Source organism: Flavobacterium qiangtangense (genome assembly GCF_042658345.1).
GTDB classification, from domain to species: Bacteria; Bacteroidota; Bacteroidia; order Flavobacteriales; family Flavobacteriaceae; genus Flavobacterium; species Flavobacterium qiangtangense.
Map to the genome: position 1 here is coordinate 193,128 of NZ_JBHSQB010000004.1, position 20,357 is coordinate 213,484.

The following is a 20,357-nucleotide window of genomic DNA, read 5'->3' on the forward strand; positions in this document are numbered from 1 at the left end:
TACTTTTGTCGTATGTATAGCCCAATAACAATAGCGAATTATTTTATTAAGAAGTACGCATGTGAGGATTCTAGTCTTACTCCTATGAAGATTATAAAACTTACTTATATAGCGTATGGATGGTATTTGGCACTAACCCAAGGTAAGCAAGAGCTAGTTTCCGAAAAGGCACAAGCTTGGGATTTAGGGCCTGTCATGCCAACATTATATCGAAAGTTGAAAATAAACAGAGGTAATAAAGTTGCGGAACCGATACAGCTACCGCCCGGATTTGAAGAAAAAACTATTACTGAAATTGACTCTAATTTTCTTGACTTCATTTGGAGAAAGTATGGAAAATTCACTGGAATGGAATTGAGTGCTATCACGCACACACAAGGCACTCCATGGTCTGAAACATATCCAAAAGGAACTAACCTTGAAATCCCAAACTCTTTAATCCAGCAGCACTACACAACGCTAATGAATGAATTGATTGGAGATAATAATGCAGTAACCGAAAAAACTGAACATGTTGGAGGATAGCTTTGAACAACTTTTAAGTGCGGTAAGTAGTTCGGAAAAAAGAGATGAATCCACATTTAACTTTAAGCCAGAGGATTTGGAATTTGCCGCAAGGCAAGAAAAGTCCTATGAAGAACGGAAACGGGAAACAAGATTACATCGTTACGAACAAGATACCAACCACAGAAATGGTCTTGTTGTTTGGGCTGCAACACTTGTAAGTCTTTGGCTTTTATGTGTTATCATTATTCTTACAAGGAACACTAACGAATATCAGTTAAGTGAAAATATTGTGATAGCGTTATTAACAACTACTACTATCAATGTACTTGGTCTGATGATAATCGTTTTGAACGATTTATTTAAAGGCAAGTCGAAAAATAAAAAAGCAGAATCTTAAACCACTCAAACCGAGTGGTTTTTTTATGCCCTATATTTCCAAGATTCCAGATCATGCCACCCGGTCCAACGATTCCAAAAGATGCAGCCTATAAAAAATCCACCATCAACTTACCCCATTATTTTAAGTATATATATACATAAAAGAAAAAAATAAGATGGATAACAATTTAAAAGCAAAAATCAAACGCATTCAGAAGAAATGCCCTTATGGTGAATGCATCTTTTACAACGGCTACATTATCATAAATTACCAAATTGGGGACGTCCCATACGACTGCATGGTTTATTCAATGGATGATTATTATACAGTCGAATATTTCGGACAGCATCCAAATGGAAAAGCGTGGTACTATTATTCACGTTGGGATGCTTGGGATTTGGACAAAGAAAGTTATGACTTGTGGAACCAAGTACCCGGATTCGAAAAAGCGTTTGAACAATACCAGCATTGGTATGGTGTAAAAATAAATTTAGTGTAATGGAAGAAAATGATGACTACATTATCAATGACAAGTTTATGCAATGGTGGAATAGTTCTGAACTAAAAATAGCGAGGGCAGAAGAAGTCAGATTAGAGGATGAAAAGTTTAGCCAAAGATTACGTGAAGCACGTGAAAAATTGGGAAAGCTTGAAATGGAATGTTACGCACAAGAGAAATATATTAATGGACTTGAAGAAGAAAAAGGGGATGCAATTATGAAACTTATCAAAGACCAGCTGACCCGTGGCAAGCGTGATTTCACGATAAAAAATATCTTATCATAATGGTAAAGCCGAATTTCATGAGGTATTCTAGCGGAACCATTATTCAATCATATATTGACAAAGGTAAAATAGGAAATATAAAGCAAGATGATGTTGAACTGACTTTTATCGAGTTGCGAATGCAACTTTTGAAAATGGATGAAGACAATAAAAACATTTGTGTAAATCTTTTAAAACAATTCATTGATGGTGGCAAGAATGATAATCTAAAATGTATCCTCGATGTCTGAGATAGCCTTGAAGCACATCGACGTAATGTAATAATCAAAAACATCTTATCATAATGGAGAAACCTAATTACGAGAAGTTTGATGCTTTAAAAGTATATAAGCGAAGGAAATTATATCTTGGTGAAATAGCAGAGCAATACACGCGCGAAATGCAAAGTTTAGGATTCGGACTTGGTGCGGTTGCCGTATCAGTTCCGCTTGAAAGCAGGATAGAATTCTACCTTGGTGATGCACCAGATGACTATCTTAATGGAACTTCTTTTGTACATCAATTGGAATTTGATACAAAGTTTTACATCAACTTCTATCCCGAATGTGATTTCCAGATCATTCACACTATGCACACCGAGGAAAGAAATGCAATTATTTCAGATATTTTATCCTAAATTTTTCTAGTTTAAAAGGGTGATTATTCCCGGTGATGCAATCCATTTACCATTACTTTTATATACCTCTAAATTTTGACTATAAAGCAATCTATGCTCGACTGTATAACTCATAATCAATATAAAAGGTTCATCATCGGATGTGTCAATGTAAAATGCAAACTCCTGTTCACCTTCGTTTTCAATAAGGCCAGTTTCAAGTGTATTTTTTAAACCTCTGCTATCCATTTTTGAATAATTTGTGACCTTGCCATTTTTATTAAGATTTTTGATTTCAATAAGATAATAGCCATCAGTATCAGTCGAAGTAATAATCTGCATGATAGGCATTTTTCCCTCCTTATAACGAGTATTATTAAGTTCTGTGAGTTCAGCGAATTTCTGTGCTATCAGAGTCAAATTTGCAATTTCCGATTCCCTTTCCTTATCCTTTTTCATCAGCTTCCATAACGTGATAACGGTCGCCGCGATTCCTAGGGTACCAATGACAGTTTGAGCCACATCAGTCCAAGTTGGCAGTTCATCCTTCATTATATACCATTCCATAGCCTACAATCGTTTAGTTTCCAAATATAGGAAAATCCATTAACTATTCGCTATCAACGACCTTATGCATGTGGTAGAAATAATCAAGAAAAAATATCGAATTATCTTCACGAAGTATTGTCACGTGATTCCCGAAATTTAAGACTTCAAACCTTTCAGATTCCAGCGTATACGAAATGCTTGGATATTCATAAATTGCAAAATTTTTAGGGTCAACATCAATTATTTTTGATGTGTCGAACTTCAATCTAATGTTGTGTTCGGTGTCCAACAAGTTTTCACCAGCAAGGGCTTTTAAAAAGTCAACAGTATTCACAAATCCATCGACTTCTAATTTTTTGGCAATTTCTTCCCTTTGTCTAACGTAGTCTTTACGAAATCTAATTTTATAGTATGCTTTGAAACTTTCCATGGTGTAGTTTTTTTCCAAATTTAAAAATAAATGTTGATAAGTATTAAAATATTTCTTACGTTTTATTTTTATATTTGTCTGATAACCAATTGAATTTTTAAATTATGACAAATGTAGAAAATAAGGAGATGGTCAATGTATATGAAACCACGAAAAAGAAAATCAGGGACTTCTTTGAAGATGTGAAAGAACAGGAAAATTTTACTGATTTAATTGATGAAGAATTTAAAAACGATTTTCTTTACTTCCACCACAACTTTCACGGTGTTTTAGACATGTACGCCACTCAAAAAAACGGAGTTATCATATTATCAAATTTCGGCGAAATGTACAATGATATGATTAACTATCAAGGAATTTTACATCAAGAATATTTAAACACGAAAAACCCAATCAATTGATTGGGTTTTTTAATTCTTCTATTATTTCAATGACATCTTGTCTTTGCTGGAATGTCAATTCACCATCGAGCATTTCTTCCAAATAGTCCAAAGTGAATTCCAGATCATCCCGGCTTTTTTCGGACAGGTTCCAAGTGGTTCCCCCGCTGTTTAGGATGATGCCATGCTTGGTGTATTTGAATAGGGAAGTGGCATCGTTCCGCAATAGGTGTTTGTAGTAGATTTTCAACTTATCAGATGTGCCACCATTTTTTCTGTGGTGTTTCTTTCGCTAAATTCATAAATTCTTGCCGTTCTTCATCAGTCCATTGTCTTATAGGACTTCCTTTGAATTTCATCCATTGTTCAAATGTCATGCATTCCTTTGATGGATAAAACACTGTTGTTTTAAATGTATCTTTTGAAAATATATCTTCCCAAACACTACCTTCAAACTCCATTTTAAACAGATAATTTTCGAATTCTTTTTTATACACGATGTCGTATTGCATACTAATTTGCCATTTTTTGTTTTCCATAAGTTCCTGTTGTTCTTCATCTGTTGAAAGTTTTGGTGGATTGGTCTTTATAATTGGAAAATCCCAATCGCCATATAAATCTATTTCAGGTTCTAGCTTGGCGAAATATCTGTATTTTTCCAAATCATCATCTTTATAAATAGCAAATGGTAGATGGTATTTCGAGCAATATTTTTTAAACCTATCGGGCGTGATTTCGATTTCGATTTCGTTTAGGTTGGCGAATGATACAATGACTTTTCTATTAAGGCTTCCAGTAAGCTTTTCATAAATGTTATTCTTGTATTCTTCAATAAGTTCATCACGGTGTTCATCACTCATACCTTCTGTTTCTATATAAACACGTTTATTTCTAAATTCCAGATCCTTTCCAAAGGGATAATCTTGTCGTGAAAAATCAGATGGTAGAAAAGTAGTCAGATTTTTTTCATCTAACTGCATTTCCTTAATTTCCTTTTTGGTGAATAATAGTTGTAGTCTTTTCATTTCTTTTTTCTTTTTTTTATATATTAATTTTCAAAAGTGATTTTCTGCACTTTTAATGTCTTTCATCACTTATTCGTTAATTGACAATTTTGGCTTGATACCAAATGCCGCAAACTTATCTTCAATATCCTTTGTCAAATGCAGGATGTCATTTCCATCGGTGAAGTAAATCGCATCAAAAAGGGTGAAATAATTCTTTGACTTTTGTGGTGCTAATTTGTTGAAAATCGAAGCTTCCAGATTCTGTAATTTCGTTGCCATTTTAATTTCATCACTTGAAATAACTTGCAAACTTTTAAAGGTTGCTGGATATAATTCTTTGAACTTTAAAGCGATGTCCCTTTTAGGCTTAAAAGCGAAATAGATGGCTTTATAAAGAAGAACTTTCGTTTCTTCCCTTGACGCCCCTTCTTCTATAAATCGCTCATATAAACGTCCGTTTTCGCAATCTTTTTTGTACGATTCATCTACTTCCAATCCGTTTTTAAGTAGTAGGTAGCATAGCAAAAGCGGTTGGCAGTTTTTTATATCTATATTATGAAAGTGATTTCCTTTTATATGGATGTGTTTTCGGCTAATTCTTGATACATTCGATAGTGAATGGTAGATTCTATCCACATTTTGCCCAGTTTTAACCCATCTTACACTGTACAATCGAAGCAAAATTGACAGCCTGCAACGCAAAGAGTTGTTAGATTGCTTGTTTGCCACTTCATCTAAAATCGCCGCCTTTAAATCGACCTCGATATTCAGGATTGTTTTCACCATTTTCTTGTCAAACTTCCCATCAATAGTTACTTCAATGTCATTTTTTGCGTTTATTATCAGCAGGGCCAGGTCTTGGTTCAAGAATTCGCTATGAATTCTGTATTGTTTGCTTTTCTTCTTATCCACAAAGTTGTAGAATGTGCCATTTTCATAGGGAACGGCCGTCATAACTTTCATCTTTTTTAATAAATTGACATAATCAACGTACTTATCACGTGAGAAATACTTTATTAAAATTTCCTGATTTATTGCGACAACCGTTGTGCTATTTTTTTTAAGTGATTCATCGAGGTGCGCAAGGAATGAAAGGATGTTTTTTACTGCTATTCGTTTATTTGCTATCGGGTATTTTTCCAGCGCCAACAAGTTCCCAAGAAAATCGATACCAGTACAATACACATTTGTCTGTTTCTTTATTTCCTTTGCGATGTCATTATCGTTGAGTGCGATTACTTCATATATTTCCATTTTTATTATTACTTTTTTTCTTACTGTATATATTAGTTTCGAAAACTGATATATCCTGTTTTAAGGCTTTTTTTGAAAAAAGTTTAAAAAAAGAATAAGTGAAAAAATGAAAACGTGTAAGGTCAGTGATAGTAAGGCTTCGCAAGGTTTCTGTGAAAAAAAAGTATGCTTCTATATTTCTTATAATTATATACTTCTAATTGTCTTATATCTAATTATTTTATATCTTTATCTTATGGCATTACCATTAAACTTCAAAGTTAAAAAGACAACTACACCAGAGCAGGACAAGGATATTGCCCGGATAATCGATTTGGTGGAAACATACCTTGGAAGAAAACTCGAACCAACAGATAACATCTTTCATACGTTTTATTTTTTGGAAGTTGAGTGGGCCCAGTACCAGCATTTATATCAAGTACTAAAAAATGAATCTATAACTAAACCATATATTGTCATTGACTAGAATAACTACATACGCATTGGTGAAACTGAACTCGGAATTGGTGATAAAAGACCGTGCCTTTCCCGAAGAATCTGCAATCGAAAACATCACCCAACAGATGTCAAAAATGATTGATGCTGGTGTGCTTAACATTGTTGATGTTTATGACTATCATGGTGAAATAGAAGAAGATGAAGAAGGATGGGAAATGGAAGGGACAAACTTAACCGTTTCAATTCGACTTTCTGAATTTGACATTTTTGATTGGCGCCACAACAAAGAAAAAATAAAGAAGAAGGTGTTGATGGCATTAGGCGAACATGAATTAAATTTGCGGACATTCAGCGTGTATAAGAACGTTGCCAACTATTATTTCATCAATGACTATGATTAAAAGCACCGCCCCAGCGGATGCGCTCTAAATAAAAAATATGGAAAACTATAATATACAGTTCAAGATAGCGAAAAAGCTATTGGAAAAGACTCGGGATGAAGATGTTCAATGGAAAAACATCCGCGATTTAATTGCTGGAAAAAAAGCGGAAATCACCGTGTTCGAAATGAATGAAGATGACACATTCGAAAAGCCTAATGGACATGGAAATTTCCCAGAATGGAAAGCAAAAGTCGGTAAAGACATCTACGTTGAATTTTCAACTTTGCTAACTGAAAAACAAGCTGAAAGGGGAAGTGATTTTTACCTTTACATCGACAAAGAATTGGAAAAGAAAAATGGCTATTTGTATATTTGGGAAGATGAAAAAAGCATCCATGTTAGTACAGGTCATTTCATTTTCGAAAACTTCATCGAACCAGCAACAACCGAAAAAAAGGTGGCACCAAAGAAAGTGGAAAACAAGCAAATAGACATGTTCAAAAGAACACCAAAATCAAAATAATTCCATTGGCATATCATCAAGGGGTTGGGCGAGTAGTTCAACCTCTTTTCTATTATGATAGTTTTCCAATGGTTCGCCCGATAGCCACAGTTCTTCTTCCTCTTTTCGAAGTACAACAGGCATTCGTTTTTTAGAGTTATGAATGTCAGCCATCAGTTCATTTGCTTCGGTCGTTAGAATGGTAAAAGAATCATCCTGATAAATTCCAGCGAACGCAAACGGTTTTTCATCTTTTGTCCAGATGCGGTGTTTGTATTTTTCTTTTCCGATGTGTTTCCATTCAAAGAATTCGGTCGCCAGGACCAAGCAACGATTTTCTGCTGATTGTCGGTATGATGGCTTTTCCTTTAAAGTTTCAATTTTTGCGTTAAGCGTATTTGTCTTTTTCCAAAAATCGTTCCGGTCATCCTTAATAAAATTTGGTATAAGTCCCCAAGTAGATAGTTCAATTTCCTTCGGGTTTTCATTCCGTATTATTGGCATTCTTGGATGGGTGAAGCCACTGACAGCACCATTGAAAATATCTTCATCAGAATCCAAGATGGCAGCGAAAGCCATTTCCAACTGTTTTTTTCCAAGGGATATTTTATATGAATAGCACATTTTACGCCTTTTTACTTTAAAGATATAAAAAATTTGAAACAAAAGTTAATGTTACAATTTATAACCAAATCGTATTGTCTTAATGTTTAATTTTATAACCTAAAAATTACACACATGAACGGGACAAACGAACAACTTATGTTGGAAATGCGGCTGAAAGATGTATCATTGATGATTGAGTCCAACATTGAAGTTGCCACAAGACTACGCCTAACACTTCATTGGGGATTCGTGAAGGAAAAAATAGTTGCTTCGATAAGATTTGGTGAAAAAACTATCCACCAAAAAACGTATTATGGCAAGCACACCCACGTCCATCTTGCGCAAATGCATTTGGATTGGAATGATAAGCTGGCACAACTTACTGAACAAGTTCGAAAAGCAGAATACGCGCGCAGGGCCAGCACACCATTAAAGATTCCGAGTATAGAACGAAAGTTAAGAGAAAGGGACAGATAAGGTATCAACACTTATTTCGCTTTTACGTATTTCAATAGTTCCTAAATCATTGGCAACCATGCCATTTATAAACAAAAAAAGACTACTTATCAACAAAAACAACTAATAGATTTCATGAAATGTGTAGTTGTGATGTCGTTGATAGCGGTATCTTTGTTAAGAATTACAAATTAGATGGCAATAAGGTAATGTTTTTGTTAATCCTATATTAATACATTAACTCAAAACTTGGTAGCCCCGTAAGGTTGTATTACATTTGTAGTAATGTTGGAAAACAAAAAAGTCCAAGCTTGCAGGCTCGGACTTTAAGAATGTTAACAGCTACTCGAATAGCTGTGTAAGAAACGGTTCAGCAATTTTGTCTGAACTCAATTATAATAAACAATTAATCTTTCAAGCCCGGAACGGATGAAAAGACAATCAAGAATTATTGTACAAAAGACTATTTTATTGGCACAGGCGGTATATTACTTACTGTGCATAATACTAAAAATAGCAGAACTGAAAAATTAATTTAGCAAAAGACTCACACAACTGTGGGTCTTTTCTTTTACAAATATATTTGCAATTATACTTGCACAAATATATGCACATTAAATTTAATATATCAATTTTGGTATATCCTTTTAGGAAAAAATAAACATTATATTGCATGAAAACATCAATATAAGCATTATTTTAAAGTCAAGATAGCTTATTGGAATATATAATGTATGACTAAACGATACATTATTATTTTTATTGTTGGTGTTCTTTTTGGATTACTATTCACGTGTTCCAGATCATCAATCCCTTCTGAAAAAACTACCACTAAAATTGAAACAAAGTGGAAAATAAAAACTACAACTGATACCATTTCGATATCATACCCGGAAGTACGCTATGTCAATAGAACACTTCACACGACATCCGACACCCGGACCGACATCGATTCAACCTATTACGATTACACTTATCAAAGGTCAATCTACGGCCAGGACAACCGATTTAGAATCGATGTAAAAGTGGAAGGTTGGGGAAACATCAAAAACATGGATTATACCATCATCGAAGCCGATTCCACTGCTTATATAACCGAAACAACAACCATCGAAAAAACCATTGTGAAGAACGCAGGCGGATTGTTCTTGTCGGGCGAATACATACGTCCAATTAGCTTAAATCAAGCCACTTACAGGGTTAATTTGGACATAGTCCATGGGAATGTCATAATCGGTGGTTCAGCTGGTTATAATTCAAATACAAAGCAACCCGAGGTAGGTATAAAGCTTGGAATCAAATTGAATTAGACCATTCACTTTTTAATATATAGAGAATGGAAAAAATAGAAATTAATTACTCGATTCCCGACCAAAAATCGGATATCACACTTGAAACTTGGTTGAAATTCGAAAAAATCGCAACCCAAGAAGATATTGACCCGGATTTTTTACAAAAGAAAATGCTGGAAATCTTTTGCGACCTCAAATATGAAGTTAGTTCCAAAATGAAGCAGGTTGAAATTGATGAAATTCTTGGATATTTGAACAAGGTACTTGGAACCAAGTCAGAATTGCATCAGACTTTCGATTTTGAGGGCAAAAAATATGGTTTAATTCCTGATTTCGATAAAAATATCACTGCTGGCGAACTGATTGACCTCGATAAATACCTAGAAATAAAGGACTATCCAAGACTTTTGTCCATTCTTTACCGACCAATTACGAAAGAAGAAGCAGGACTATACCAAATCGAACCCTATTCAGCTACACACACGAACTTTTTGAACATCAGATACGACATTTTCGAGGGTGTTATAGGTTTTTTTTTTCTTTTGTACAGAGACTGCATAGCAGCTTCCCTGAGGTGTATCCCCCAATTAATGAAGAAAATGAAGGTGCAGGACTTGGCCTTGACCGAGAAAGTCAATTCGTTGCTAAATGGGGTGGATATACCGAACTTTTATTCCTTCTTTCCGATGGCGATGTCCTCAAAATAAGGGAAATCTACAAGTTCAATTGCCATGACTTCCTTTATTGGTCTGCTTTCCGAATAGACAAGCAAAAACTGATAAACGCCCGAAATAAAAATAACAACTACTAATGCTTAATTCTTATGCGATAACAGCCAAATTTCTTACCGAACTTTTCGAAGCTAATCCATTGGTTAATACGGTGATTTTCGGTGCGGACATGGACATAAACAAGACTAATATCTTTCCACTGGTGCATATTTTTCCCGGTGAAATGTCTTTGAATGAAAACCGACTTGAAATGTCATTCGAAATAGCAGTTGTAAATCAAAGACAAACACCAAATCATACCCAAACGGATAAAATCTTTGGTAATAACCTGATTGATAACTTAAATCTGACTTCTGCAATCCTTACACAGGAAATAACGAAAATCGAAATGCAATACAACGATTTTGACATCACAATTGCAAGTTCAACACCAGCGCAACCGATAATCTATGCTGATAAGAATGTGCTTGATGGATTCGAATGCACGCTTGTTCTATCTATTCAAAATATCATAGAAACATGTCAATAATTACTGATGCTGAAATGAAAAAAGCGTTCGAATTATTCGTTGCTGGCTTCAAGAAAAAAGCAGGGGATAAACTTCGAAAAAGCAAGCGTGGGGTATGGTCAGGCCGAATGCTTGCCAGTATCGAAGGGAGCATTTTGCGGGATGGTGAAGGATATTTTGTCGAGTTAGACGCGGAAGAATACGCACACTACCTAGACCAAGGTGTAAATGGTAAAAAAACACGACGTGGTTCCCAATTCTCATTCCGTGATAAGATGCCGCCTATAAGTGCCATTAAACCTTGGGCTGATAGTAAAGGAATCAACCCTTATGCAGTTCAAAGGTCGATATACATGAAAGGTATAAAACCAATTTACTTTTTGGAAAAAACCATGATTGAAGAAGAAAAACATTTGCTCGATTATTTGGCAGAAGCACAAGCGGATGCCCTTTTGAATGGTTTCGATGACAACGACTAAAAATAACTACTATGAATGATTACTTACAGCGATATAATACTTTCGGGCTCACCGTTTTACATCACATACACCGCAGCAACTACGGATTTTGATTATATAACCATCGAACTTTGGGTATGGGACGGTCTTGTTCTTTCTAAACCAGTTCTACCGACTTATACATTGACATCATCACGCGCAACCGCTGACCAACAGACCGTCTATGCAAACATCCAAGACTACATTTCCGACTATTTAGACCCTATCCCAAGTCCTTTTTGGTTTAATTCCGCACAAGCGAATCTTATCGATTGCAAGGAGTTTGTTCATGTTCAATGGAAAGTCCAAAGCTGGAAAAGAACGCCCGGCGAAGCAGACCTGCTATTTCAAGAATACGAATCACCACGTGCGATGGCTACTTTGGGTTATGGATATTATGACCAAGGTTCAAATCCTCAATTATCCTCACAAGATGTGGTTAAGGGTGGGGTCAAATACAAGGTTGAGGGGATGAATACCTATTACGCCAAAATTTCCAATTTCCAACAGCAAGGCACAGCCGATATGCTTACTCGATTCACAGATAATACAGGTAAAATATCTTGTCCCGGCATCAACAAACCCTATCAAGTTCTATTTCTAAATAAAAATGGAATAATGGACGCTTTTAACTTTCCAAAAGCTTCAAAAAGGAACATTAAATTTTCGGGGGAAAAATACAGCGTTTTACCAACACACCCTTATAACCATGACATCCGCCGGCACACCACAATTTTGCAAAATCGAAATGGCAAGGTCGTATGGGAATTTAACACGGATTTATTAGACGAGTCGAATGTGTATCTGATAGAAGAATTGCTTGCATCCAGTCGCCATTGGCTTGCAGATTACGAAAACGAACGATTCATACCATTGACACTTACAGATGACGATTTCGAAGAAAAATCATCGGTCAGAAATATGGCAAAAATGCAATATACGGTTAAGTTCGAACAAGCAGCGGAATATATAAACAATGTAAAATAGAAATGAATGGAATAAAATTATACGTCGGAAATGACATCAACAATAGAAATATAATCCTTAACGGAACTGCACTTGACCTTGATGGAAATGAAAACATCGAAATCACTTTGAAACAGACCGACATACGGGATTTATCAGCGAATTACGCAGATTATACAAAGAAATTTACCATACCTGCAAGTCGTGTAAATAAGCGTGCTTTGAAATATTGGAATGACGTAAAGAACGATGACCAATGGCCAAACGATGTTGAAATCCCAGCAAGAATTGATGTTGATGGTATCCTTTTTCGAATGGGAGTTCTGAAAATTGATAACGCAAACTTTGATGACAACGGAAATTTAAAAAATTTCACCGTTCAATTTTATTCCAACCTAAAAAGCTTAAAAGACCTTTATGGGGATAAGCTAATTGGTGCATTAGACTACACAACAACACTTTTAACAAACACGGAATTTGAGTATAGTGATTCCAAAATAATGAACATGTTTCACAGTTCCAACAACACAGGAATTGAAATGCCACTGGTGAGTGTTAAAAGAATTTGGAACGATTTTCAAACGCTAAAATATACTAATGGTTCAACAAATGCGAATGGAATTAAGAAGGAAGAATTAAGACCAGCGTTAAGATGTCGCCAAATCATCAGTACAATCGAAAAGGAATATGGGATAAAATTTATTGGCGATATTTTAGACAACCAATCTTCACCATTAAATAAGCTTCATATTTGGCTAAACAAAAATGAAGAAGCCTATTCAAATGCGGGGCAGATATTAGACTTATCAGGAACGCCAACTATTTCATCGCCAAACTGGGGTTCATCCAACTTGGATTGCTATTTCGATATTGGTAGGAACCTTATCAAATTGACAAAGCGGAATTTTGGCGCATATATAAACATGAAATTTAGGTTGAATGTTCGTTCTATTCCGAATAATAATACACCTTATAAGATTTTCTTACAGCAAATTATTTTAAATACCGACTTAACAGTCAATGAGCCAGCAACATCGAATCAAGAAAATAATGGTTTTGTTGGTGGTACATTAGAGTGGGTTTCTGGAACGCAAGATAATGCCGCAAACTACGTGTGGAATTTGCAATCCAATGAGCCAAATTTAACGACTAAATATTTTCGAATAATTGGGGAATCACAGGGTGGAATTACTTTCACAGATTTGGATATCACCGTTCAACATTATTTACTTTCGAACGCTAATTTCACATCGAACACGGTTGTCCATAGACTTCAAAGTCCAGTTGATAACACCTTGGTGGCACGTTTTAACGTTCCAAAAAGTCTGCCCGATTTATCAGTAGCTGATTTCATGTCATCTTTGATGAAGCTTTTCAACTTGGTTGTTATTCCAATTTACGACCCTTTTTTGGCAAGCCAATATGGAACGCAGAACATATACAAGTTGGAATACTTCAACGTTTATTACGGTTCAACAAACACGCTTGACATCACAAAATACACCAAACTTGGTAAGAAAATCAACAAGATTCCAACGTTTAAAAAAATCGAGTTCAAACACGCAGACAGCCAATTTGGGACAAACATTGACTACAAAAATGCCCAACTTCCAGCACGTGAATATGGTTCAACCTTGCAAGAATTTCCAAACGGAACCAATGAATTTAAAGTTGAAACCAAGTTTGGTCTGCTGATCTGGCATGAATTGGCGAATGTTCAATTTTCAGGTAATCCCCTTGACAACCAGTATTGGATTACAGCGGATGCCTTGAACGAAGATTACACAAAAGGCGTATTCAACAAGCCTATTGTCTTTTTCAAATCCGGGTTAGTTGCGCCGATTGACCAAAGATACTTGTCGTATGTAAATTCCAATGGCACCGACCAGCCTGTGTATCGGTTTAATGCAATGACTAATATCGATAACCTTTTGAACTACACAACGACATTGACCTTTTCCGAAGAAAATATGTTTGGGAATGGTGTATATGCAAACACCCTTTATGCTAATTATTATAAAAATCTTGTAAGCGGTGTTTATAGTTCTTATGCAAGGGAATTTGAAATTGAAGCTGTTTTACCGAAAAATATTTATACAAATCTTTCATTGGGAACCACCCTTATCATTCAGGACGCACGCTATTCGATTACTGACATCACCCTGAATTTAATTACCGGGCAATGCAAATTGAAACTCAACAATATAGTGGAAGAATCCAACATTGTGGAAGATACTTCTGCAAATGCACAAAGGTTGGTGCCACCACCTGAAATCTTTTCCGCAAGCCGGTATGGAAATAACATCAAAATATCGTGGGATGGTCAGTCGGAGGAAAAAGGAATATTTGGATATCAAATCGATTTTAAAGTCGATGAAAAGGAATATGAAAAGTTGGCATTTATTCGAACGAATGAACCTTTCGGGGAGTATGTCCATGAAGGTATAGACGAAAAACAAATATATACCTATAAGATTACCGTTCAGGATTTTTACAAGAACGATGGGATGCCACTTGCCATTGAGGTAAGAATCTAAAAAGAAGAAAAAAGACATGTTCAAAATAATACACCAAATGTTGCAACTGGATGATTTTTATAAAGAATCCAAGGCCATCGACATCGCCAAAGGGATAGACCGATACCCTGAAACTTTTACGGAAGTTTTCAAAATGGTCAAAAGAAAATTACTAACCCCTAAAAATGATAAAACGGACAGCAGAAATCCAAATCAACACTAATGCAAACGAAGCGAAAGCAGAATTACAAAATCTAAATGCAGCCCTCGATTCGAATTCAAAAGCTGCATTAGCAAATGAGGTTGCAATTCGGGAATTAGCGGAAGCACAACACAAGCTTGAACTGGCAGAAAAAGCAGTTGCAGATTCTTCAAATCATACTGCTACTGCCATCCAAAATATGGAAAATAACGTTGCCAAAGCAAGGCTGGCAGTGGTTGCAAAAACTGAAAAGCTAGAAGAATTAACAGCAAGTCAAGCAAGGGGGACATCAATCACACATGAGAATACTAATGCCATTGCTTCGAATGGTGGCGCTATCGCCATCCTTGATAGTTTGAGCAATGGAATGGCCACAAGTCTGCGTGATTTATGGGAAATGTCTTCCTTATTCACAGGTCAATTGAAATTGCAATCCATACAACAAGCAATAATGACCACAGTCGTCGGAACCTCCACAGGTGCGTGGAAGGCGTTCAGAATTGCCATGGCCGCGTCTGGGGTGGGATTGTTGGTCGTCGGCCTAACGATGCTAATTATGAACTTTGAAACTGTATCCAAATGGGTGTCAAATATCACCGATAAGTTCGGTGGTTGGCGAAATGTCTTAATGTTCATAGCACCCCCGATTTACCTTATTATAAAAGCTTTGGAAATGCTTGGCATAATGGAAACAGAAGCCGAGGAAAAGTCAAGAAAAGCGTGGGAAGACAGACAAAAGCGAAATGCAGAAGCAACCAAGGCTGTGATGAAACAAAGACAGGTCATCAGCGACTACATGGACTTCGAAATTGCCAAAGCAAATGCACTTGGAAAAGATACTGTAATACTAGAACAAGTTAAGCGTGAAGCGATTCTTAATACTGCAAAAGCTTACAACGACTTGAACCGGGAACTTATCAATTCTGGAAAGGCAACCCAAGACCAAATCAAGGCTTGGAACGCCAATCAGGAGCTTATTAATAAGACCAAAAATGACCAAATTCTTGCGGATTTAAGGGTACAGAAAATTGCGGAAGATAAGGCAAAAGAAGCAAGGGATAAAGCCGTCGAAGATGCCAAGAAAAGCGCAGCAGACCGAAAAGCTGCAAGGGAAAAAGCAGCCGCAGATGAACTTGCCGAAAGGAAAAGAAATGATGAAGCATACAAAAACGCTCAAATAAAATTAAACAAGGAATTAGAAGACCTTCAAGACACGACTGACCAGCAGAAGTTGGACAGGATGAAATCTAGGTATGTTGAAGAAATCAACGCCCTTAAAGGAAAAACCGCAGAAGAAAAAGCAATTCTGATTGCATCATTGGATGAACAATTCAAAATTCGCCAAGCTGATTTGGATAAAAAGACCAAGGAAGAAGCTGCGAAAAAGGAGGAAGATAGGCAAAAAGCTATCCAAGATTTAATTGATAAAAATGCTGTCGAAAAAGTTTTTGCAGATGCAAAGACAGTTGCGGAGGTTGAAGCAATAAGGTATGCAAACGAACAAAAATTGATTCAGCAAGAAAACGATGATATACTTGCGGCCGAAAAACTTGGGGCATCAGAAGAAGAAATAGCATCAATCCACACAAATTTTAAAGACCAAGAGATTGCTAATAATGAAGATGCAGCCGATTCGAATAAAAGAATTTCTGACTTGGAAGACCAAGAACGTAAAAAGAAACTATCCGCAATTAAAGACACTTTGGCAACCGCCGCAAGCCTACTCGGTGAGCACACAGTTGCTGGTAAGGCTATGGCAATTGCTGCTACAACTATTGACACATATCAAAGTTCGATAAGTGCCTATAAAGGGATGGTTGCGGCCGTACCTGGCCCAGTCGGAATCGCAGCGGGAGCGGTTGCTGCTGCTGCCAGTATTGCATCAGGTTTTGCTACCGTAAAGAAGATTTTATCAGTCCGGGTAGGTAAAAGCGGAGCAGGTGGTGCAGGCGGTGGCGGTGCAGCAACAGGTGGTGGAGTTTCAATCGCAAAACCATCCGTTAGTTTCCAAAATACCCAACAGGGGCAGGTTTCGGAATCTATCCAACAAACTTCTGCTAATCGAAATGCACAACCGATTCAGGTTCAAGTTTCATCGAACGAAATCACAAACGCACAACGTGTCGATAGTGAAACGATTTCAAATGCCCGCTACAACTAAAAACGAAAAAGTTTAAGGGGAAGCGTAAAAAATAATATATACCATAATGCAAGATTTACCACGCTATGAGTTGATTTTCAACTCCGAAGAAATGGAAGGTGTTTATGGCGTTTCACTGGTTGAGAATCCAGCTATCGAAATAGATGCAATCCGATTTTCTAAACACACCACACACGACTGCAACTTTTCACATGAAGATATAAGTATTGAACTAACCGACCAATTAATTGGGAAAGGTGAAAAGGTTGATATGGAACAATGGGAATTAATAGATGAAAAAGCAATCAACAGTGAAGAAGATTTCCAAATGAATTTTGCTTCTGTAATCATTCCAAGTGAAGGTTCAAGCGAACAAGATAATGAAGTTTTGCGTGTTCGATATGAATATTCACCCGATTATGCATCTGGGAACAGTCGTGAGTTTTGCCGAAAAATGGTTAATGCTGGACTGTCATACAAAAAGGAAGATTTAGAATTTTCCAATGCTAATCCGGGGTTCGGGGAAGGTGGTGCAAGAAGCTATTCGATTTTTAAATTTAAGGGTGGTGTGAATTGCAAACATTTTTGGTTAAGAAAAATCTATTTACAGAAGAACAATAAAAAAATGTCTGTTTTCGAAGCACTTAAATACATCGGAAATCTTGATAAAGAAACTGCTAAAAAAGCAAACATAGGGAATAACCCACCCGAAGTTGGACAAGTTGCAAGTGCATCAAACAACTACTGGAAATTATCATCCGAACAGCTTGATGTAAAACTTTCAAATGAAGAAAAAAGGATTTTGACAAGTCCAGTTTTACTACCCGAACAAGACATATATAGAAATTTTAACGGTGAAGAGTGCAACGTGTATTTCACAGCAAACACTATCGAACAGCTGCAACAAAACTTCTTTAAAAACCAATATCAAAAGAACTCAACGCTTGAACATAACGAAATTATTGAGGGTGTTTTTTTCTTCGAAAGCTGGATAGTAAAAAATAGTGAAAACGATAAAGCAAAAGAACTTGGTTTCAATGTTCCAGCAGGAACTTGGATGATGTCCATGAAAATAGATTCCGATGAAATTTGGAATGACTACATAAAAACTGGGAAGGTGAAAGGCTTTTCAATCGATTCCCGACTTGGGGTCAAAAAACAAAAAAATAAAAATCAACGAATGAATTTATCGAAAGTTAAAGCAGAGGTGATGAAACAGATTCTTTTAAACACAGATTTAAAAGAGTTTAAAATAGATGAAAATCTAACTGTTTTTGCCGAAGTACTTGAACTTGATTACGTTGTTTTTGATGGTGAAAACACTCCATTAGCGAATACTGAATTCGTTTACGATGGAAAGTCTATCAAAACAGGTGAACAAGGTGAAATCGTTTCTGTCGAGGATGTTGCACCAGCGGAAGTTGAAGCAGCAGAAGAAGCAGAAGCACCAGCAGCAGACAACTCCGCTATCCAAGCAGAACTTGACGAAGCAAAGAAAAGAATAGAAGAATTGGAAATCGAAAACCAAGCCTTGAAAGCAGAATTAGTTTCTGTAAAGGAGGAAGCTGTGGCCCTGTCGAAACAACCGAAAGTGGAACCAATCAATCTAAAAAACGAAGTTGACACTTCAAAACCTCAATCTACGCTAGACGTAGTTAGGGCGACCCTAAAAAAATAATTATTAACTAAAAATGGCTACAAGCACAACTATCACAAGTTCTTATGACGCTGGAAACGATGCTAAATTATTCGTTCAGTTATTCCAAAGCGCTGACACGTTAGCGAAAGACTTAATCACACCTATGCCGGGTGTGTTAAGAGCGACTATCATCCCGAAAATGAATTATTCTGCGGAATTTTCAGATGCAAGTTGCGGATGGGCTCCTTCTGGAAGTCTATCATTAACCGAAAGAAAACTTTACGTTGCGGATAAAGAAATCAAACACGAATTCTGTAAAAAAGATTTTGCTTTTACGCACCAAGCGGCTAACCAAGGATTATTTTCTGCAAACAGAGAAATACCAACTGAAATTAAAGAAGCAATTCTTGTTGCGATTCTTGAAAATTCTGCATTGGCTATCGACAAGTACATCTGGAATTCAACTACAACTGGTCTTTTCGACCAATGGGAAGCTGATGCAACAGTTCAGAAAATTGCAGGAACTACAATCACAAAAGCAAATGTAGTTGATGAAATCGAAAAAGTTTATGATGCAATCATACCTGAACTTGATGACAAAGATGATGTACTAATAGTTGTATCACGTGATGTTATGAAAAGATATAAATCTGCACAAGCTTCGATGGGTGTGAACACAACTGTCGGTGATAAAGAAATGGACTACATGGGTCAAAGACTTGAATCTATTGGAACATGGCCAAATGGAACAATCGCGGCTTACAGAAAATCTAACGTGGTTTTCGGATTTGGGGCAGATGGTGATTCAACAAATATCGAAATTGCTGATGACGTAAACTTGGATGGAATGGTTCGTTACAGACTTCAAACTGTTATGGGTCAAGGATATGCAAGCGGTTTAGAAATCGTTTATTACAGAACGGTCTAATCTTAACCAAGCAAAAAAAAACAAAAAGGTGGTGCATTATAATCACCACCTTTTTTTAATAAAAATAATTTAAAACAACATGGCATGCGAAAGTTTATCACGTTCAAGAAATCTTCCTTGCAAGATAGGATTTTCTGGAATAAAAGCAGTAGGGTTTTTGAACTACACCCCGCTAACACTAGCATCGGAAGATATCTACAATGGTCTTGGTCTTGCGACACAAGAAATCTATCGATACGAATTAAAAAATGACGGAAACACCTATGAAGAAGATGGTGTATCTGACAGAAATACTTCAACTACTGTCTATACAGGAGCATTGACAATTGTTCTTCCACTTTTGGACCGGGCAACAAGGGATGAAGTTAAAAAAATGGCTTATGGCCGTCCGCAAATCTTCCTTGAACTTTTCGATGGTCAGGTGGTTATTGCTGGATTTGAACACGGATGTGAATTGACTTCTGCGAAGTTTGCGACAGGTGGGGCAAGGAAAGATATGAACGGTATCACCTTGACTTTTAACACCGAAGAAAAACAACCTTTGGTATTCGTTGGGCCTGCTGGAATAACAGCTTACCAAGATGCAATCAACTCTACTGATGTCATCACGCCGGGTACTGGGTTTCCATCTGGTTCATAAAAATCTTTTTTCTTTTTTTCTTAAAA

The 20,357-nt window shown here is 36.5% G+C and carries 27 protein-coding genes; 22 read left to right on the forward strand and 5 right to left on the reverse strand.

All coding sequences use genetic code 11. The features are described from left to right. The first annotated feature begins 12 nt into the window (after positions 1–12). The 6 genes from ACFPVY_RS03920 to ACFPVY_RS03945 all read left to right on the forward strand — a co-directional run bounded on the left by ACFPVY_RS03920 (position 13) and on the right by ACFPVY_RS03945 (position 2,288). Complete coding sequence (locus ACFPVY_RS03920) at positions 13–525, forward strand: Panacea domain-containing protein (RefSeq protein ID WP_379790451.1); 513 nt, start codon at positions 13–15, stop codon at positions 523–525. Beyond that, positions 512–904, forward strand: coding sequence for a hypothetical protein (locus ACFPVY_RS03925; RefSeq protein WP_379790452.1), 393 nt, complete (start codon positions 512–514; stop codon positions 902–904). The genes ACFPVY_RS03920 and ACFPVY_RS03925 overlap by 14 nt, the downstream gene beginning before the upstream one ends. Positions 905–1,061: 157 nt before the next feature. Then, a complete protein-coding gene (locus ACFPVY_RS03930; protein ID WP_379790453.1) occupies positions 1,062–1,385 on the forward strand; it encodes a hypothetical protein in 324 nt (107 codons plus the stop codon). After that, a complete protein-coding gene (locus tag ACFPVY_RS03935) occupies positions 1,385–1,672 on the forward strand; it encodes a hypothetical protein (protein WP_379790454.1) in 288 nt (95 codons plus the stop codon). Before ACFPVY_RS03930 ends, ACFPVY_RS03935 begins: the two co-directional genes overlap by 1 nt. Before the next feature lie 17 nt (positions 1,673–1,689). After that, the gene (locus tag ACFPVY_RS03940; RefSeq protein ID WP_379790455.1) at positions 1,690–1,902 is read left to right on the forward strand and encodes a hypothetical protein; all 213 of its coding nucleotides are present in this window, start codon (positions 1,690–1,692) and stop codon (positions 1,900–1,902) included. Between the two features lie 53 nt (positions 1,903–1,955). Then, entirely contained in the window at positions 1,956–2,288 is a 333-nt protein-coding gene (locus ACFPVY_RS03945) for a hypothetical protein (protein ID WP_379790456.1), read from the forward strand. A gap of 6 nt (positions 2,289–2,294) precedes the next feature. Here the strand turns inward: ACFPVY_RS03945 and ACFPVY_RS03950 are convergent, their stop codons facing one another. Further along, positions 2,295–2,834 carry a hypothetical protein gene (locus ACFPVY_RS03950; protein WP_379790457.1) on the reverse strand — a complete coding sequence of 180 codons (540 nt, stop codon included), beginning with the start codon at positions 2,832–2,834 and terminating at the stop codon, positions 2,295–2,297. A gap of 43 nt (positions 2,835–2,877) precedes the next feature. Further along, the gene (locus ACFPVY_RS03955) at positions 2,878–3,246 is read right to left on the reverse strand and encodes a hypothetical protein (protein ID WP_379790458.1); all 369 of its coding nucleotides are present in this window, start codon (positions 3,244–3,246) and stop codon (positions 2,878–2,880) included. 104 nt (positions 3,247–3,350) lie between these two features. On the opposite strand from ACFPVY_RS03955, the gene ACFPVY_RS03960 reads away from it, so the two are divergent. Beyond that, entirely contained in the window at positions 3,351–3,647 is a 297-nt protein-coding gene (locus tag ACFPVY_RS03960) for a hypothetical protein (RefSeq protein WP_379790459.1), read from the forward strand. Between the two features lie 233 nt (positions 3,648–3,880). Here ACFPVY_RS03960 and ACFPVY_RS03965 read toward each other — a convergent pair whose 3' ends face one another. After that, positions 3,881–4,651, reverse strand: a complete 771-nt coding sequence (locus tag ACFPVY_RS03965; protein WP_379790460.1) for a hypothetical protein — start codon at positions 4,649–4,651, stop codon at positions 3,881–3,883. 69 nt (positions 4,652–4,720) lie between these two features. Further along, positions 4,721–5,887, reverse strand: a complete 1,167-nt coding sequence (locus ACFPVY_RS03970) for a hypothetical protein (protein WP_379790462.1) — start codon at positions 5,885–5,887, stop codon at positions 4,721–4,723. A gap of 235 nt (positions 5,888–6,122) precedes the next feature. Between ACFPVY_RS03970 and ACFPVY_RS03975 the strand changes: the two genes are divergently transcribed. The 3 genes from ACFPVY_RS03975 to ACFPVY_RS03985 are packed head-to-tail and all read left to right on the forward strand — an operon-like array spanning position 6,123 to position 7,231. Next, positions 6,123–6,353, forward strand: coding sequence for a hypothetical protein (locus ACFPVY_RS03975; RefSeq protein ID WP_379790464.1), 231 nt, complete (start codon positions 6,123–6,125; stop codon positions 6,351–6,353). After that, on the forward strand, positions 6,346–6,726 hold the full coding sequence (locus ACFPVY_RS03980; protein WP_379790465.1) for a hypothetical protein: 381 nt from the start codon (positions 6,346–6,348) through the stop codon (positions 6,724–6,726). The genes ACFPVY_RS03975 and ACFPVY_RS03980 overlap by 8 nt, the downstream gene beginning before the upstream one ends. 37 nt (positions 6,727–6,763) lie before the next feature. After that, positions 6,764–7,231, forward strand: a complete 468-nt coding sequence (locus ACFPVY_RS03985) for a hypothetical protein (protein ID WP_379790466.1) — start codon at positions 6,764–6,766, stop codon at positions 7,229–7,231. Here the strand turns inward: ACFPVY_RS03985 and ACFPVY_RS03990 are convergent. Continuing rightward, positions 7,223–7,834, reverse strand: a complete 612-nt coding sequence (locus ACFPVY_RS03990) for an SOS response-associated peptidase (RefSeq protein WP_379790467.1) — start codon at positions 7,832–7,834, stop codon at positions 7,223–7,225. The genes ACFPVY_RS03985 and ACFPVY_RS03990 overlap by 9 nt on opposite strands. Positions 7,835–7,948: 114 nt before the next feature. On the opposite strand from ACFPVY_RS03990, the gene ACFPVY_RS03995 reads away from it, so the two are divergent. The 12 genes from ACFPVY_RS03995 to ACFPVY_RS04050 all read left to right on the forward strand — a co-directional run bounded on the left by ACFPVY_RS03995 (position 7,949) and on the right by ACFPVY_RS04050 (position 20,331). Then, on the forward strand, positions 7,949–8,293 hold the full coding sequence (locus tag ACFPVY_RS03995; protein ID WP_379790468.1) for a hypothetical protein: 345 nt from the start codon (positions 7,949–7,951) through the stop codon (positions 8,291–8,293). Between the two features lie 713 nt (positions 8,294–9,006). After that, on the forward strand, positions 9,007–9,582 hold the full coding sequence (locus tag ACFPVY_RS04000; protein WP_379790470.1) for a hypothetical protein: 576 nt from the start codon (positions 9,007–9,009) through the stop codon (positions 9,580–9,582). A 26-nt stretch (positions 9,583–9,608) separates the two neighbouring features. Further along, positions 9,609–10,271: a hypothetical protein gene (locus ACFPVY_RS04005; RefSeq protein WP_379790472.1), complete on the forward strand. Its 663-nt coding sequence runs from the start codon at positions 9,609–9,611 to the stop codon at positions 10,269–10,271. A gap of 274 nt (positions 10,272–10,545) precedes the next feature. Then, positions 10,546–10,824, forward strand: coding sequence for a hypothetical protein (locus ACFPVY_RS04010; protein WP_379790473.1), 279 nt, complete (start codon positions 10,546–10,548; stop codon positions 10,822–10,824). Then, a complete protein-coding gene (locus ACFPVY_RS04015; RefSeq protein ID WP_379790474.1) occupies positions 10,815–11,282 on the forward strand; it encodes a hypothetical protein in 468 nt (155 codons plus the stop codon). Before ACFPVY_RS04010 ends, ACFPVY_RS04015 begins: the two co-directional genes overlap by 10 nt. A gap of 15 nt (positions 11,283–11,297) precedes the next feature. Continuing rightward, positions 11,298–12,287, forward strand: coding sequence for a hypothetical protein (locus ACFPVY_RS04020; RefSeq protein ID WP_379790475.1), 990 nt, complete (start codon positions 11,298–11,300; stop codon positions 12,285–12,287). A gap of 2 nt (positions 12,288–12,289) precedes the next feature. Further along, complete coding sequence (locus tag ACFPVY_RS04025; protein WP_379790476.1) at positions 12,290–14,803, forward strand: fibronectin type III domain-containing protein; 2,514 nt, start codon at positions 12,290–12,292, stop codon at positions 14,801–14,803. Positions 14,804–14,819: 16 nt separating this feature from the next. Further along, entirely contained in the window at positions 14,820–15,005 is a 186-nt protein-coding gene (locus ACFPVY_RS04030) for a hypothetical protein (protein ID WP_379790478.1), read from the forward strand. Beyond that, positions 14,968–17,145 carry a hypothetical protein gene (locus tag ACFPVY_RS04035; protein WP_379790479.1) on the forward strand — a complete coding sequence of 726 codons (2,178 nt, stop codon included), beginning with the start codon at positions 14,968–14,970 and terminating at the stop codon, positions 17,143–17,145. Before ACFPVY_RS04030 ends, ACFPVY_RS04035 begins: the two co-directional genes overlap by 38 nt. Before the next feature lie 46 nt (positions 17,146–17,191). Continuing rightward, positions 17,192–18,802 (forward strand): XkdF-like putative serine protease domain-containing protein, encoded by a 1,611-nt coding sequence (locus tag ACFPVY_RS04040; RefSeq protein WP_379790480.1) that lies wholly within the window; start codon positions 17,192–17,194, stop codon positions 18,800–18,802. A 13-nt stretch (positions 18,803–18,815) separates the two neighbouring features. Beyond that, complete coding sequence (locus ACFPVY_RS04045) at positions 18,816–19,691, forward strand: hypothetical protein (protein ID WP_379790481.1); 876 nt, start codon at positions 18,816–18,818, stop codon at positions 19,689–19,691. A gap of 79 nt (positions 19,692–19,770) precedes the next feature. Beyond that, positions 19,771–20,331, forward strand: coding sequence for a hypothetical protein (locus ACFPVY_RS04050; protein ID WP_379790482.1), 561 nt, complete (start codon positions 19,771–19,773; stop codon positions 20,329–20,331). Positions 20,332–20,357: the final 26 nt, after the last annotated feature.